We start from the raw sequence: 16,368 nt of genomic DNA on the forward strand, positions 1-16,368 counted from the left end.
CCCCTGGTCGGGGACGTGGCGGGCGTGGTGTCAGAATTCCGTACGCCGTTGTACGGACCGTATGAGGGGTCCCGGCCGGGGGTACTGCGGGGTTACACGGTGATGGAGCGGTCCGTCGGCTTGACCGGGTACGGGAGGGCGCTGGTGCCGGTCAGGAAGCGGTCCACGCCGCGGGCGGCCGAGCGGCCTTCCGCGATGGCCCAGACGATCAGCGACTGGCCGCGGCCGGCGTCGCCGGCGACGAAGACGCCGTCGACGTTGGTCGCGTAGGAGGCGTCGCGCTCGATGTTGCCGCGGGCGTCCATCGCCAGGCCGAACTGGGCCGTCAGGCCGTTCTCCTGGTCGGTGCCGGTGAAGCCCATGGCCAGGGTGACCAGCTGCGCGGGGAGGACGCGCTCGGTGCCGGGCTTCTGGACGAGCTTGCCGTCCTCGAAGGCGACCTCGACCAGGTGGAGGGCCTGGACGTTGCCGTCCTCGTCGCCCTCGAAGTGGGTGGTGGAGACGGAGTAGATCCGCTCGCCGCCCTCCTCGTGAGCGGAGGTGACCTTGTACAGCATGGGGAACGTCGGCCAGGGCTGGCCGGCCGGCCGGTCCTCGGAGGGACGCGGCATGATCTCCAGTTGCGTGACCGAGGCCGCGCCCTGGCGGTGGGCGGTGCCCACGCAGTCCGCGCCGGTGTCGCCGCCGCCGATGACCACCACGTGCTTGCCCTCGGCGGTGATGGGGGGCGCCATGAAGTCGCCCTCCTGCACCTTGTTCGCGAGGGGGAGGTACTCCATCGCGAAGTGGATGCCCTTGAGGTCGCGGCCCGGGACCGGCAGGTCGCGGGAGACGGTCGCGCCCGCCGCGATGACCACCGCGTCGAACCGCTTGCGCAGGTCGGTCGCCGTGATGTCGCGGCCGACCTCGACGCCGGTACGGAACTTGGTGCCCTCCGCGCGCATCTGCTCGATGCGGCGGTTGATGTGCACCTTCTCCATCTTGAACTCGGGGATGCCGTAGCGCAGCAGCCCACCGACGCGGTCGGCGCGCTCGTACACCACCACGGTGTGCCCGGCCCGGGTCAGCTGCTGGGCCGCGGCGAGGCCCGCCGGACCGGAGCCGATGACGGCGGCCGTCTTGCCGGAGAGGCGCTCGGGCGCCTGCGGGGTGACGTCGCCGTTGTCCCAGGCCTTGTCGATGATCGAGACTTCGACGTTCTTGATCGTGACGGCCGGCTGGTTGATGCCCAGTACACAGGCGGACTCGCACGGCGCCGGGCACAGCCGCCCGGTGAACTCCGGGAAGTTGTTCGTTGCGTGCAGGCGCTCGGAGGCGGCGGTCCAGTCCTCTCGGTACGCGAAGTCGTTCCACTCCGGGATCAGGTTCCCGAGCGGACAGCCGTTGTGGCAGAACGGGATGCCGCAGTCCATGCAGCGGCCGGCCTGCTTGCTGATGATCGGGAGCAGCGAGCCCGGAACGTAGACCTCGTTCCAGTCCTTCAGGCGCTCGGCCACGGGACGGGTGCAGGCGGTCTCGCGCGGGGTGGTGAGGAAGCCCTTCGGGTCAGCCATTGGTCGCCGCCTCCATCATCTTCTCGGTGGTCTCGGACTCCGAGAGTCCGGCCAGCTCGGCGGCGTCCTTGGCGGCGAGCACTGCCTTGTACGTGGTCGGGATGATCTTGCTGAAGCGGGCCGCCGAGGCGGTCCAGTCAGCCAGGAGCTTCGCGGCCACGGTCGAGCCGGTCTCCTCCTCGTGGCGGCGCACCACATCGTGCAGCCACTGGGAGTCGGCGTCGGAGAGGGTTTCCACCGCGCCCGCGTTGCCGACGTTGACGTTGTTCACGTCGAGGTCGATGACGTACGCGACGCCGCCCGACATGCCTGCCGCGAAGTTGCGGCCCGTCTCGCCGAGGACGACCGCGGTGCCGCCGGTCATGTACTCGCAGCCGTGGTCGCCCACGCCTTCCGAGACGACCAGGGCGCCGGAGTTGCGGACGCAGAAGCGCTCGCCGGTGCGGCCGCGCAGGAACAGCTCGCCGCCGGTGGCGCCGTAGCCGATCGTGTTGCCCGCGATGGTCGAGTACTCGGCCAGGTGGTCGGCGCCGCGGTCGGGACGGACCACGACCCGGCCGCCGGAGAGGCCCTTGCCGACGTAGTCGTTGGCGTCGCCCTCCAGGCGCAGGGTCACGCCCCTGGGCAGGAAGGCGCCGAAGGACTGGCCGGCGCTTCCGGTGAAGGTCAGGTCGATGGTGTTGTCGGGCAGGCCCGCACCGCCGAACCTCTTGGTGACCTCGTGCCCGAGCATGGTGCCGACGGTCCGGTTGATGTTGCGGATCGAGACCTGGGCGCGGACGGGCTGGGCGCTCTCGGCGGAGTCGGCGTTCAGCGCCTCGGCGGCGAGCTCGATGAGCTCGTTGTCGAGGGCCTTCTCCAGACCGTGGTCCTGCTCGATCAGGGCGTGGCGGACCGCGCCCTCGGGCAGCTCCGGCACGTAGAAGAGCGGCTCCAGGTCGAGACCCTGCGCCTTCCAGTGCGTGACGGCCTTGCTGGTGTCGAGGAGCTCGGCGTGGCCGACGGCCTCCTCGATCGTGCGGAAGCCCAGCTCGGCGAGGAGCTCGCGCACCTCCTCCGCGATGAACTCGAAGAAGTTGACGACGAACTCGGGCTTGCCCGAGAAGCGGTCGCGCAGGACCGGGTTCTGGGTGGCGATGCCGACCGGGCAGGTGTCCAGGTGGCAGACGCGCATCATGACGCAGCCGGAGACGACGAGCGGCGCGGTCGCGAAACCGAACTCCTCGGCGCCGAGCAGCGCGGCGATGATGACGTCGCGGCCGGTCTTGAGCTGGCCGTCCGTCTGGACCACGATGCGGTCGCGCAGCCCGTTGAGCAGCAGGGTCTGCTGGGTCTCGGCGAGGCCGAGCTCCCAGGGACCGCCCGCGTGCTTCAGCGAGGTGAGCGGCGAGGCGCCCGTACCGCCGTCGTGGCCGGAGATGAGGACGACGTCCGCGTGGGCCTTGGAGACACCCGCGGCGACGGTGCCGACACCGACCTCGGAAACCAGCTTCACGTGGATGCGTGCGGCCGGGTTCGCGTTCTTGAGGTCGTGGATCAGCTGGGCCAGGTCCTCGATGGAGTAGATGTCGTGGTGCGGCGGCGGGGAGATCAGGCCCACGCCCGGGGTGGAGTGCCGGGTCTTGGCGACCCACGGGTAAACCTTGTGGCCGGGCAGCTGGCCGCCCTCGCCGGGCTTGGCGCCCTGCGCCATCTTGATCTGGATGTCGTCCGCGTTGACCAGGTACTCGCTCGTGACACCGAAGCGGCCGGAGGCGACCTGCTTGATGGAGGAGCGGCGGGCCGGGTCGTACAGGCGGTCCGGGTCCTCGCCGCCCTCACCGGTGTTGGACTTGGCGCCCAGCTGGTTCATGGCGATGGCGAGGGTCTCGTGCGCCTCCTTGGAGATGGAGCCGTACGACATCGCGCCGGTGGAGAAGCGCTTGACGATGTCGGCGACCGACTCGACCTCGTCGATGGAGATCGACGGCCGGTCCTCGCTCTTGAACCCGAAGAGCCCGCGGAGCGTCATCAGGCGCTCGGACTGCTCGTTCACGCGGTCCGTGTACTGCTTGAAGATGTCGTACCGGCGGTTGCGGGTCGCGTGCTGCAGGCGGAAGACGGTGTCCGGGTCGAACAGGTGCGGCTCGCCCTCGCGGCGCCACTGGTACTCGCCGCCGATCTCCAGCGCGCGGTGCGTGGCCGCGATGCCGGAGGCCGGGTACGCCTTGGCGTGGCGCGCGGCCACCTCCTTGGCGATGACGTTCAGGCCGGCGCCGCCGATCTTGGTGGCGGTGCCCTGGAAGTACGCGGCGACGAACTCCTCGTTCAGGCCGACGGCCTCGAAGACCTGGGCGCCGCGGTAGGAGGCGACCGTGGAGATGCCCATCTTGGACATGACCTTCAGGACGCCCTTGCCGAGCGCGTAGATCAGGTTCTTGATGGCCTGCTCCGGCTCCAGGCCGGACAGGAAGGTACCCGCGCGCAGCAGGTCCTCGACGGACTCCATGGCGAGGTACGGGTTGACCGCGGCCGCGCCGTAGCCGATGAGCAGCGCGACGTGGTGGACCTCGCGGACGTCGCCGGCCTCGACGAGCAGACCCACCTGGGTGCGCTGCTTGGTGGCGATGAGGTGGTGGTGCACGGCGGAGGTGAGCAGCAGCGACGGGATCGGCGCGTGCTCGGCGTCGGAGTGACGGTCCGAGAGGACGATCAGGTGCGCGCCGTTCTCGATGGCCGCGTCGACCTCGCCGCGGATCTCCTCCAGGCGGGCGGCCAGCGCCTCGCCGCCGCCCGAGACCCGGTACAGGCCCGAGAGGGTGGCGGCCTTCATGCCCGGCATGTCGCCGTCGGCGTTGACGTGTATCAGCTTGGCGAGCTCGTCGTTGTCGATCACCGGGAACGGCAGCGTGACGCTGCGGCAGGACGCGGCGGTCGGCTCCAGCAGGTTGCCCTGCGGGCCGAGCGAGGACAGCAGCGAGGTGACGAGCTCCTCGCGGATGGCGTCCAGCGGCGGGTTGGTGACCTGCGCGAAGAGCTGGGTGAAGTAGTCGAAGAGCAGCCGGGGGCGCTCGGACAGGGCCGCGATCGGGGAGTCCGTACCCATGGAGCCGAGCGGCTCGCCAGCCGTACGGGCCATGGGCGCGAGGATGACGCGCAGCTCTTCCTCGGTGTAGCCGAAGGTCTGCTGGCGGCGGGTGACCGAGGCGTGGGTGTGGACGATGTGCTCGCGCTCGGGGAGGTCCTCGAGCTCGATCTCGCCGGTCTCCAGCCATTCGGCGTAGGGGTGCTCGGCGGCGAGCGAGTCCTTGATCTCGTCGTCCTCGATGATCCGCTTCTGGGCGGTGTCGACGAGGAACATCTTGCCGGGCTGCAGGCGGCCCTTGCGGACGACCTTGGCCGGGTCGATGTCCAGGACGCCGACCTCGGAGGAGAGCACGACGAAGTCGTCGTCGGTGACCCAGTAACGGCCGGGGCGCAGACCGTTGCGGTCGAGAACGGCGCCGACCTGGGTGCCGTCGGTGAAGGTGACGCAGGCGGGGCCGTCCCACGGCTCCATCTGCGTGGAGTGGTACTTGTAGAACGCGCGGCGGGCCGGGGCCATGGAGGTGTGGTTCTCCCACGCCTCCGGGATCATCATCAGCACGCTGTGCGGGAGCGAACGGCCGCCGAGGTGGAGCAGCTCCAGGACCTCGTCGAAGGAGGCCGAGTCGGAGGCGTCCGGGGTGCAGATCGGGAAGATCCGCTCCAGGGCGCCCTCGCCGAAGAGGCCGGACGCCAGCTGGGACTCGCGGGCCTTCATCCAGTTCCGGTTGCCCTTGACCGTGTTGATCTCGCCGTTGTGCGCGACGAAGCGGTACGGGTGGGCGAGCGGCCAGGACGGGAAGGTGTTCGTCGAGAACCGGGAGTGGACCAGGGCGATCGCGGAGGCGAAGCGGCGGTCGGAGAGGTCCGGGAAGAAGGGCTCGAGCTGGCCGGTGGTCAGCATGCCCTTGTAGACGAGGGTGCGGGCGGAGAGCGACGGGAAGTAGACCCCGGTCTCGCGCTCGGCGCGCTTGCGCAGCACGAAGGCCTTGCGGTCCAGCTCGATGCCGCTGGTTCCGTTGGAAACGAACAGCTGCGAGAAGGCCGGCATGGTGGCGCGGGCGCCGTTGCCGAGCAGGTCCGGGGTGACCGGGACCTCGCGCCAGCCGAGGACCGTGAGGTTCTCCTCGGCGGCGATGGCCTCGATCCGCTCCACGGCGACGGCCTGTGCGGTGCCGTCGGCGGGGAGGAAGCCGATGCCGACGGCGTACGCGCCGGCCTCGGGGAGGTCGAATCCGGCGACCTCGCGCAGGAATGCGTCCGGCACCTGGGAGAGGATGCCGGCGCCGTCGCCCGAGTCGGGCTCGGAGCCGGTGGCGCCGCGGTGCTCGAGGTTCCGCAATACGGTCAGCGCCTGCTCGACCAGCGTGTGGCTGGCCTCGCCGGTGAGGTTGGCCACAAAGCCGACGCCGCAGGCGTCGTGCTCGTTGCGCGGGTCGTACATGCCCTGCTGGGCGGGGCGACCGTCCATGGGCGACCAGGCGTTGTTGCTGAGGCCGGTCGCGGAGTGCGTGGATGCGGAACGCATCGGCTCTCCCGTCGTCGTCGTGGCATATGTGCATAGCCGAGGGACGACGTTGGCCCTCTGCGAAATTTCGTGCAGATTACATGATGACGACAATCCCGAGAAGCGGATATGCCATTCCAGCATGCGGACACTGCCCGGAGCAGACAAGAGGGGGCTTTCGCAGGTGTCCGGCGATCGGGACACGGGACGAAGGCCCCGGTACGGGGCGGGCCTCATTGCCCGGCGCCCTGGTCTTGATGCCCGGCGGACACAGGATTGAAACCGCCGAGTAACTGACTACTTATGTTGTCTACTGCATAGTGTCTCACTCCCGGGCGGGTCAGCCTACGGCGCCACCGATCCAGGTCCCCAGGATGTACGTCACACCCGCGGCCGCGCCACCCAGGACCAGCTGGCGCAGCCCGCTGTACCACCAGGAGCGGGCCGTGACCCGGGAGACCACCGCGCCGCAGGCGAAGAGCCCCAGCAGCGCCAGCAGGACCGCCGGCCACAGGGTGGTGGCGCCGAGCAGGTAGGGCAGCAGCGGGACCAGCGCGCCCAGCGCGAAGGAACCGAAGGAGGACACGGCGGCCACCGTCGGCGACGGCAGGTCGTCGGGGTCGATCCCGAGCTCCTCGCGGGCGTGGATCTCCAGGGCCTGCTCGGGGTCGCGGGACAGCTGCATGGCCACCTCGCGGGCCAGCGCCGGCTCGACTCCGCGCGACACGTAGAGCTCGGCCAGCTCCTCCATCTCGTCGGTGGGGTGCTTGCGCAACTGCTGGCGCTCTATGTCCAGTTCGGCGAGTACGAGCTCGCGCTGCGAGGCCACCGAGGTGTACTCCCCCGCCGCCATCGAGAAGGCGCCCGCGGCGAGGCCGGCCAGGCCGGTGATCACGACGGTGTGCGGGGCGACGGCGCCGCCGGCCACACCGGTCATCAGGGCGAGGTTGGAGACGAGCCCGTCCATGGCACCGAAGACCGCCGGGCGCAGCCATCCGCCGTTGACGTCGCGGTGGGTGTGGTTGTCGCGGTGGGCGGTGTGAAGCGGCGCTTCGATGTCAATGATGGACATTCCGACTATCTCCCCTTTTGTACGAGTGGGTGCACAGAGCTGTGCCATGACCGACGCGCGGACACCCACTCCCCCTGAACACCTCGAAACTACGCACGATTTTCGACGCCCGCCAGCAAGGAAGGCCGTACTTACCTGGGGTTTTGGGGATCGGCGACCGGGTGACGGCAGAGCGGAGCGGGTGTTTCGCGACGAGCGACAAACCACATGCCATGGCACAAATCCCCCAAGGGCTCAATATGAGTCCCATCAAGTGGAGAGGCGCGCCATGGAGCTGATTGCATGCAATCCGCAGGTCCTCCTCGAACGGGCCAGGGGCGCTCTTCTGGGCCTCGCGGTGGGTGACGCGCTGGGCGCTCCCGCGGAGAACATGAAGCCGTCGGAGATCCGGGCGAAATGGGGCCGCATCGAGGGCTTCGTCTCGGACGACCCGGCCGGTACGGACGACACCGAGTACGCGATCTTCTCGGGCCTGCTGCTGGCCCGCCACGGATCGGCGCTGACGGTCGCGCACGTCGAACGCGCGTGGCACCACTGGATCGCGGACCTGGACGAGGGCCCCTTCCGCGGCGCGGGCTTCTCGGAACGCGGCACCCTCGAAAACCTCCGCCGGGGACTGGCGGCCCCCATCTCGGCGCAGCACCGGCACGCCTGGTCGGACGGGCTCGCCATGCGGGCGGCCCCCTTCGGGGTCTTCGCGGCGGGCCGGCCCGCCGAAGCCGCCCGGCTGGTCGCCATCGACGGCTGCGTGAGCCACGACGGCGAGGGCATCTACGGCGGCCAGGCCGTCGCGGCCGGGGTCGCGGCGGCGATGGCCGGCGGCTCCGCGGCCTCGGTGGTCTCGGCGGCCCTCTCCGTCATCCCCTCGGACTCCTGGACGGCACGCTCCCTGCGCCGGGCCGTGACGGCCGCGCCGCGCGGCGAGCGGGCGGTGCGCTCGGCGGTGGTCATCGGCGGCTACCCGTGGACGGACCTGGCTCCCGAGGCGGTCGGCCTGGCCTTCGGGGCGTTCGCCGCCTGCGGAGGCGACTTCCCGTCCTCGGTCCTGATGGCCGTCAACATGGGCCGCGACGCGGACACCACGGCGGCGGTGGCGGGCGCGCTCGCCGGAGCGATGTCCGGAGCCCCCGCCATCCCGGCCGCATGGTCCTCGGCGATCGGCCCGGTCCGCGGCAGCTGCCTCCCCTCGATGCGCGGCTACCACGTCCTGGACATCGCGGACCTCCTCACCCCGGAAACCGAGACCTCCCGATGACCCTGACCCCGACGAACCCCTCCCACCCGACCCCGCCGGACCCCTCCCGCCCGACCCCGCCGGACACCGACGCCCTGCCGGAGCCGCCCCTGCGGGACGACGCTGCGCGGACCCCACTGAGCGACGTCCCGGACCCGGCGGCCCCGCAGGACGAGGCCGAGACCGGGCCGATCCAGGAGGGCGACGCCCCGGACCGGGCGGCCCGCCCGCAGGGCGACCCCGTGGCCGGCCGGGCCCGGCTCGGCGACACCCTGGCTCCGCAGGCCCTACCGGGCGACGCCCTGACCGGACCGGCCCCGGGCCGGGGGACGGCCGGGACGCCGGTGCCCGAGTTCCTTCCGGCCACCGCCGCCGCAACGCAGTCCACGGCGCTACGGGGCGGCGCCGCCCCCGGAGCACCGGCGGTGTCGGCTCCGGCCGCGCCGGTCCGGGGGCCCGGGGGCCTGCCCCCGGTTTCGGGAAGGGGCGGGTACGGGGAGGGTCCCACCGCCACCACCCCGACGGCACCCGTCCCCGCCCCGGAGCCGACCCCCGCCGGGCGGGACGCTCCGCCGCGCACGCAGGCCCGTACGGCCTCGGCGGCGGACCGGCCCGGCCCGCTCACCACCCCGCCACCCGCGCAGGCCCGTACCGCCGACCCATCCACCGCCCCCGGGGCGACGCGCGGCACCTGGCAGGTCCGGACGGCGGGGGCAGGGGCCGGGGCCGGCGCCGAGTCCGGACCCGGTACCCCACAGGGCCCCACCGCCCCCGGGGCCGTGCGCGGCTCGGTGCAGGTCCGGGCCGCCGTACCGGCGTACCGGCCGCAGCCCGCCGAGCCCCCAGCAGGGGCCCGGCGGATCGAGGGGCTGCTGCTCGGGCTCGCGGCGGGCGACGCCGCCGGGTGGCCCGCGGCGCGTCACCGCGCCAGCCGGATGCCCGAGTGGACCCGCCGCCTCACCCGCGAGCTCGACACCTTCGCCGAGCAGAACGCCACGACCACCCTCCCCGTCCCCATCGCCCTCAACCAGCCCCCGGAACCCCTGCGCCTCGGCCCCTCCGACGACGCCGAGTGGGCCGCCTTCGCCGCCGAGTCCGTCCTCACCGCCGCCGGTGTGCTGCTCAGCGACCTCTCCCGGTCCAGGAGGATGCGTGCCGCCATCGACCTGGCCTGGAACGCGCTGGCCAGCGAGGTCGCGGCGGCAGCCGAACGCGCGCCCGAGGTCGAGTCAGCGGTCCTCCCCCTGCGCGCCCGGATCTCCGTCCGCGCGGGCCTCGGCAACCTCGCCGCCGGCCTGCGCCCGCCCGCCACCGGCCACGACAACCCGCACTACTTCGACGACGCCGCCTGCATCCGTGCCTGCGTCCTCGCCGTCGTCCACCCCGGGGACCCGCACGCCGCGGCGGACCTCGCCGAGTTCGACGCGCGCTACACCCAGGACGGCGACGGGGTCCACGGCGCCCGCGCCATGGCCGCGGCCATCGCCACCGCCCTCGCCGGCACCGGCAGCGCCGCGGACACCGACGCCGCCGTCGACGCCGCCCTCGAACAGCTCCCGGAGGCCACCGAGATCGGCCGCAACGCCCGGCACGCCGTCGAACTCGCCCGCGCGGAGCCGACCGGCGGAGCCTTCGCCATCGTTCCGCTCCTGGAACACCAGATCGTCGACCACGTCTACAGCTACGGGATCGCCGCCGCCGAAACCGTCCCCGTGGCCCTCGCCCTCGCCACCGCGGCCCGCGGCCGCGTCGGCGAGGCGGTACCGGCCGCCGCCTGCCTGTCGCGCGTCGCGGACTCCGCCCCCGCCCTCGCCGGCGCGCTGACCGGCGCCCTGGGCGGCGGCGACTCGCTCCCCGCCGCCTGGCGCGAAGCGTGCCGAGTCCTCTCCGGCTGCGCCCTCCCCCGGCTGGCGGGCACCGACCTCGTCGAACTGGCCGCGCTGCTCGCCCGTACGGAACTCACGTCACCCAAGCCCCAGTCCCAGTCCCAAGGAATGACCCGAACATGACGACGACCGACCTCACCCCCACCACTCCCACCACCCCCACCACCCTCACCCTGGACGACAGGATCGCCGGCGCCCTGGTCGGCGGAGCCGTCGGCGACGCGCTGGGCGGCCCGGTGGAGGGCTGGACCCCGGAGCAGATCGTGGAGCGGCACGGCGGCCGCGTACGGGGCATCGTCGGGCCGTGGCACGAGAACTGGCGCACGGCCCGACCGATCGCCCCGTACCACAAGGGCGACGGCCACGTCACCGACGACACCCTCATGACGCACGCGCTGGTACGGGTCTACGAGGCCGTACGGGACCACCTGGACGCGTACGCGGTCGCCGACCACCTGGTCCCCGACCTCATGACGATCCCCCGCTGGATCCCGGAACTGGAGGCCGACGCCCTGCCCCTCCAGCGGATCTTCCTCGCGGAGAAGTGGATCGTGACCCGGCTGCACTACGCCCACGTGGACCCGCGCGAGGCGGGCAACGGCAACATCGTCAACTGCGGTGCGGCGATGTACATGGCACCGGTCGGCCTCGTCAACGCGGGCAATCCGGCGGGAGCTTACGCGGAGGCGCTGGACGTGACCGGCGCGCACCAGTCCTCGTACGGGCGGGAGGCGGCGGGCGTGTTCGCGGCGGCGGTGGCGGCGGCGTGCGTGCCGGGTGCCACGGCCGACTCGGTCGTCGACACCGCGCTGTCCCTGGCGAAGGACGGCACGCGCTCGGCCATCGAGGCGGTCTGCGAAGCCGCCTCCCGCCACCGGGACTTCGAGCCGGCGCTGGCGCCGCTGCGCGCGGCGGTCGCCCCGTACGACTCGGTCGGACCGGACTACCGCAAGCCGTCCCTGGGCGCGCGGCGGCCCTCGCGCCTGCATTCGATCGAGGAGCTGCCGATCGCGCTCGGCATGTTGCTGATCGCCGACGGCGCCTACGATGCTTCGGTGCTCGGCGCGGTGAACTACGGCCGTGACTGCGACTCCATCGCCACCATGGCCGGTGCGATCGCGGGCGCCCTGTCGGGCGAGGCGGCCGTCCCGACCGCTTGGGCCGAACGGGTCGCGCAGGCCAGCCGCCTCGACCTGCGCGCACCGGCGGCGGCCCTGGCCTCGGTGACCCGCGAGGTCTTCGCCCGCGACCACGCCCGCCGCCGAGCCCACGAAGCCGCCTTCGCCGCCCTGACGGCCCCCCGATGAACGCCCCGCCGCCGCCAGCCCCCACGACCCCGACCGCGCCGACGTCGGCCTCCCCGGCCGCGCCCCCGCCGCCGCCGGCCACGGCCCCGCCCCCAGCGTCGTCCGCCACCCCGGGCCCCCCACTGACACCGGCCGGCCCCCGGGCCCCCGCGCCACCGACGCCCGCTTCCCAGCACCCAGCCCCACCCCCCGCCCCTCCCCCGGCCCACCCGCACGCCCGAGCCGCTGCCACAGCCCCAGGAACCGCGGCCGCATCCCGCTCCGCACCCGGGGCCGGGGCCGGGACGAACGCCCCGGTCCGGTTGACCTGGGTTCAGCCCGAGGACCTGGTCGGCCACGAGTTCCGCCAGGCCGCCGAGGACGGCCGCGCGGAGGCGGCGGAGCCGCTGCTGCGCGTCTGGCTCGCGGCGGGCGGCCACCCCGCGCCCACCAGAGCGGGCGCCTCCCCCGCCCCGGCCCCGCCGGGACTCCGCGCCCTGGCGACCGGCCTCCTGACGGCCCTGGCGGCCCTCCCCCACCCCGCACCCACCGCCGAACCGACCCTCTGGCCCGGCGTCGAGGCCACCTGGCCCGAAGCGGTACCCGGGGCCGAAGCCGGACCCGGAGCCGTCACGGGACCCCGCACCACCCCACGGCCCGCCCGCGCGAGCACCGGCACCGGAACCCGCACCCCCCGCGCCACTCCGGACGACGACACCCCGCTGCGCCGCAGGCTCGAGGCCGCCTGGATCGGGCGGGCCGTCGGGTGCGTGCTCGGCAAGCCCGTGGAGAAGCTGCCGCTGCACGGGATCCGGGCCCTGGCCCGGGCCGCCGGGAACTGGCCGCTCGACGACTGGTTCACCGAACGCGGCGTACCACCGGAGGTACTCGCCGCCCACCCCTGGAACCGCCGCTCCGCCCCCACCTCCCTCGCCGAGAACATCGACGGCGCCCCCGAGGACGACGACCTCAACTACCCCCTCCTCGGCCTGCTCCTCCTCCAGCGCCACGGCAAGTGCTTCACCACCGCCGACGTCGGCCGGCTCTGGCTCGACGAGCTCCCGGCCGGCCGGACCTTCACCGCCGAGCGCGTCGCCTACCGCAACCTCCTCCAGGGCCTGGAGCCCCCGGCCACCGCCACCCACCACAACCCGTTCCGTGAATGGATCGGCGCCCTCATCCGCGCCGACGTCCACGGCTGGACCAATCCGGGCGACCCGGCCGCAGCCGCGGCCCAGGCGTACCGCGACGCCTCCCTCACCCACACCGGCAACGGCCTCTACGCCGCCCTGTTCGTGGCCGCCGCAACCGCCGCCGCGGCCACCGGCCGGGCCGACGTGCACACCGCGCTCCGGGCCGGGCTGGCCGTCGTACCGCCCCGTTCGCGCCTCGCCGAGGCCGTCCGCTTCGGCATCCGGGCGGGACGGAACACGGGTACGGGCACCGGCACGGCCACCGCCACCACCACCGCGAGGCCCGACTTCGATACCGTCGTCGACCGCCTCCACGCCCGCTACGGCCACTACCACTGGGTCCACGCCGTCCCCAACACCGCCCTGATCGCCGCCGCCCTCACCCACGCCGACGGCGATTTCACCCACTCCGTGTGCCGCGCCGTGTCCGGCGGCTGGGACACCGACTCCAACGGCGCCACCGCCGGCGCCCTCGCCGGGCTGATCGCCGGATCCCCGGACCGGATCCCGCACCGCTGGACCGCACCACTGAAGAACCGCCTCTCCACCACCGTCCCCGGCTTCGACGGCATCGGCTTCGACGCCCTCGCCCAGCTCACCGCACAGGAGGCAGCACGCTCATGACGGCCATCGCCGTGCTCGGCAGTACCAACATGGACCTCGTCGCCTACGTCCCCAAGGCCCCCCGGCTCGGTGAGACCGTCACCGGCCGCGCCTTCCGCACCGTCCCCGGCGGCAAGGGCGCCAATCAGGCCGTGGCCGCCGCCCGCGCGGGCGCGGAGGTGGTGATGATCGGGGCGGTCGGCGCCGACGAGTTCGGCGTACGGCTTCGCTCCGCGCTCGCCGCCGCCGGGGTCGAGACGGCGGCCCTGCGCACCGTCGAGGGCGCCAGCGGCACCGCGCACATCACCGTGGACGACGAGGGCGGCAACAGCATCATCGTCATCCCCGGCGCCAACGCCCGGGTCACCGGCCTGGAGCCGGGCGACGAGTCCCGCATCGCCGCCGCGGACTGCCTGCTGCTCCAGCTCGAACTCCCGCTGGAGGCCGTGCTCGCCGGCGCCCGCGCCGCCCGCGCCCACGGTGTTCGTACGGTCCTCACCCCGGCGCCCGCGGGACCGCTGCCGGCCGAACTCCTCGCCACCACCGACCTGCTGGTCCCCAACGAGCTTGAGGCCGCGGCCCTCACCGGGCTCACCGACGTCCGCCAGGCGGCCGCGGCCCTGCTCCAGGACGTGCCGGAGGTGGTCGTCACCCTCGGCGCGGCCGGGGCCCTGTACGCGGCTCGTGGCCGCGAGCCGCTGCTCGTGGCCGCGCCCCGCGCCCGGGCCGTGGACACCACCGCCGCCGGGGACACCTTCGTCGGCGCGCTCGCCGTGGCGCTGGGCGAGGGCCGGCCGGTACCCGAAGCCCTGCGCTGGGCCTCGGCCGCCGCCGCGCTGTCCGTCCAGCGGCGCGGCGCGCAGGACTCGATGCCGACCCGCGCGGAGACCGACGCCGCCTTCAAGGACCCCGCCGACCCCTCCGCCCCCGCCGACCCCGCGCAGCGAGAGGCCCGGGCGTGAAGGGCCCCGCCCCCCTGCAAGGGCTCCGCGTCCTCGACCTCGCCACCCTCTTCGCCGGTCCCCTCGCCGCCACCCTCCTCGGCGACTTCGGTGCCGAGGTCGTCAAGGTCGAGCACCCGAACCGCCCCGATCCCTCCCGCGGCCACGGCCCCGCCAAGGACGGCATCGGGCTCTGGTGGAAGCTGCTCGGCCGCAACAAGCGGACGATGACCCTCGATCTGTCCACCCCCGGCGGCCGGGACACCCTGCTGCGGCTGGCCGCCACCGCCGATGTGGTCATCGAGAACTTCCGCCCCGGAACCCTGGAGCGCTGGGGCCTGGGATGGCCCGAACTGTCCGCCGTGAACCCGCGGTTGGTCCTGACCCGGGTGACGGCCTTCGGCCAGGAGGGCCCGTACGCCCACCGGCCGGGCTTCGGCACCCTCGCGGAGGCCATGAGCGGCTTCGCGGCGATCACCGGGGAGCCGGAGGGGCCGCCGACGCTGCCGCCGTTCGGGCTCGCGGACTCGATCGCCGCGCTGACCACCGCCTACGCCGTGATGACGGCGCTCGCCGGCCGCGACCGCACCGGGCAGGGGCAGGTGGTGGACCTGGCGATCATCGAGCCGATCCTCACCGTCCTCGGGCCGCACCCGCTCTGGTACGACCAGCTCGGCTACGTCCAGCCACGCACCGGCAACCGGTCCACCAACAACGCCCCCCGCAACACCTACCGCAGCGCGGACGGCCGCTGGCTGGCGGTGTCCACCTCCGCCCAGTCCATCGCCGAGCGCGTGATGCGGCTCGTGGGGCGGCCCGAGCTGATCTCCGAGCCGTGGTTCGCGACGGGCTCGGGACGAGCCGGTCACGCGGACGTCCTCGACGAGGCGGTCGGCGGCTGGATCGCCCGCCACAAGGCGGACGAGGTGACGGCGGCGTTCGAGGACGCCGAGGCCGCGGTCGCGCTGGTCTACGACGTACGGGACGTGATGGCCGATCCGCAGTACGCGGCCCTGGACACGGTCACCGAGGTCGAGGACCCGGAACTGGGCCCGATCCGCATGCAGAACGTCCTCTTCCGGCTCTCGCGGACCCCCGGCTCCATCCGCTGGGCGGGCCGCCCCCACGGCGCGGACACCGATGCCGTCCTCACCGAACTCGGCCTGTCCGAAGCCGAGATCACCGCTCTCCGCACGGAGGGAGCCCTGTGATCCTGACCTGGCTCTACGTACCCGGCGACCGCCCGGAGGTGGTCGCCAAGGCCCTGCACGCCGGCGCCGACGCGGTCATCGTCGATCTGGAGGACGCGGTGTCGGCCTCCCGCAAGGAGTACGCCCGCGCCGCCACCGCCGAACTGCTCGCCGCCCGCCACCCGGTGCCGGTCCACGTCCGCGTCAACGCCCTGGACTCCCCCTGGGGCGGCGCGGACCTCACCGCCCTGGGCGGGCTGCACGGCCTCGCCGGAGTTCGCCTGCCCAAGATCTCCGCGCCCGAGCAGATCGTCGCCGCCGCCGACCGCACGGGCGGGGTGGCGCTGTACGCCCTGCTGGAATCGGCGATCGGCGTGGAACGGGCCTACGAGATCGCCCGTGCGCACCCCGCCCTGTGCGGGCTGTCCCTGGGCGAGGCCGACCTGCGGGCCGACCTCGGCGTGACGGCGGAGGCGGGCCTGGACTGGCCGCGCTCCCGGGTGGTGGTCGCGGCCCGCGCCGCCGGGCTCGCGCCGCCGGCCCAGTCGGTCTTCCCCGACATCCGGGACCTGGAGGCGCTCGCCATCTCCTGTGCCCGGGGCCGCTCGCTGGGCTTCCTGGGGCGTGCGGCCATCCACCCGCGCCAGCTCCCGGTGATCGAGCGGGCCTACCTGCCCGGTCCGGAGGAGGTCTTCGCCGCCGAGGAGGTCGTGGCCGCGGCCCGCCGCACCCCCGGCGCGGTGGCCCTCCCCGACGGCCGCTTCGTCGACCCGGCGATGCTGGCCGGCGCGGAACGGGTGGTCGCCCTGTCCCGCCGGAACACGCCGGTCCTCTCCTGAG

General features: G+C 73.6%; 10 protein-coding genes. 7 read left to right on the forward strand and 3 right to left on the reverse strand.

Annotation, left to right across the window (positions count from 1 at the left end; translation table 11 throughout):
- Nucleotides 1–92: 92 nt before the first annotated feature.
- The 3 genes from OG389_RS10090 to OG389_RS10100 form a co-directional block, all read right to left on the reverse strand.
- Nucleotides 93–1,553, reverse strand: coding sequence for a glutamate synthase subunit beta (locus OG389_RS10090; RefSeq protein ID WP_328298130.1), 1,461 nt, complete (start codon nucleotides 1,551–1,553; stop codon nucleotides 93–95).
- A complete protein-coding gene (gltB, locus tag OG389_RS10095; protein WP_328303648.1) occupies nucleotides 1,546–6,087 on the reverse strand; it encodes a glutamate synthase large subunit in 4,542 nt (1,513 codons plus the stop codon). The genes OG389_RS10090 and gltB overlap by 8 nt, the downstream gene beginning before the upstream one ends.
- 376 nt (nucleotides 6,088–6,463) lie before the next feature.
- Nucleotides 6,464–7,195: a VIT1/CCC1 transporter family protein gene (locus tag OG389_RS10100; protein WP_328298131.1), complete on the reverse strand. Its 732-nt coding sequence runs from the start codon at nucleotides 7,193–7,195 to the stop codon at nucleotides 6,464–6,466.
- A 268-nt stretch (nucleotides 7,196–7,463) separates the two neighbouring features.
- Between OG389_RS10100 and OG389_RS10105 the strand changes: the two genes are divergently transcribed.
- The 7 genes from OG389_RS10105 to OG389_RS10135 all read left to right on the forward strand — a co-directional run bounded on the left by OG389_RS10105 (nucleotide 7,464) and on the right by OG389_RS10135 (nucleotide 16,367).
- Complete coding sequence (locus OG389_RS10105; RefSeq protein ID WP_328298132.1) at nucleotides 7,464–8,450, forward strand: ADP-ribosylglycohydrolase family protein; 987 nt, start codon at nucleotides 7,464–7,466, stop codon at nucleotides 8,448–8,450.
- On the forward strand, nucleotides 8,447–10,438 hold the full coding sequence (locus OG389_RS36745) for an ADP-ribosylglycohydrolase family protein (RefSeq protein WP_443059240.1): 1,992 nt from the start codon (nucleotides 8,447–8,449) through the stop codon (nucleotides 10,436–10,438). Before OG389_RS10105 ends, OG389_RS36745 begins: the two co-directional genes overlap by 4 nt.
- Nucleotides 10,435–11,622 (forward strand): ADP-ribosylglycohydrolase family protein, encoded by a 1,188-nt coding sequence (locus OG389_RS10115; protein WP_328298133.1) that lies wholly within the window; start codon nucleotides 10,435–10,437, stop codon nucleotides 11,620–11,622. Before OG389_RS36745 ends, OG389_RS10115 begins: the two co-directional genes overlap by 4 nt.
- A gap of 302 nt (nucleotides 11,623–11,924) precedes the next feature.
- Nucleotides 11,925–13,418 carry an ADP-ribosylglycohydrolase family protein gene (locus OG389_RS10120; protein WP_328298134.1) on the forward strand — a complete coding sequence of 498 codons (1,494 nt, stop codon included), beginning with the start codon at nucleotides 11,925–11,927 and terminating at the stop codon, nucleotides 13,416–13,418.
- A complete protein-coding gene (gene rbsK / locus OG389_RS10125) occupies nucleotides 13,415–14,359 on the forward strand; it encodes a ribokinase (RefSeq protein WP_328298135.1) in 945 nt (314 codons plus the stop codon). Before OG389_RS10120 ends, rbsK begins: the two co-directional genes overlap by 4 nt.
- Nucleotides 14,356–15,549 carry a CaiB/BaiF CoA transferase family protein gene (locus OG389_RS10130; protein ID WP_328298136.1) on the forward strand — a complete coding sequence of 398 codons (1,194 nt, stop codon included), beginning with the start codon at nucleotides 14,356–14,358 and terminating at the stop codon, nucleotides 15,547–15,549. Before rbsK ends, OG389_RS10130 begins: the two co-directional genes overlap by 4 nt.
- Nucleotides 15,546–16,367 (forward strand): HpcH/HpaI aldolase/citrate lyase family protein, encoded by an 822-nt coding sequence (locus tag OG389_RS10135; RefSeq protein WP_328298137.1) that lies wholly within the window; start codon nucleotides 15,546–15,548, stop codon nucleotides 16,365–16,367. Before OG389_RS10130 ends, OG389_RS10135 begins: the two co-directional genes overlap by 4 nt.
- Nucleotide 16,368 lies beyond the last annotated feature (1 nt).

The sequence above is a fragment of the Streptomyces sp. NBC_00435 genome (assembly GCF_036014235.1).
GTDB lineage: Bacteria > Actinomycetota > Actinomycetes > Streptomycetales > Streptomycetaceae > Streptomyces.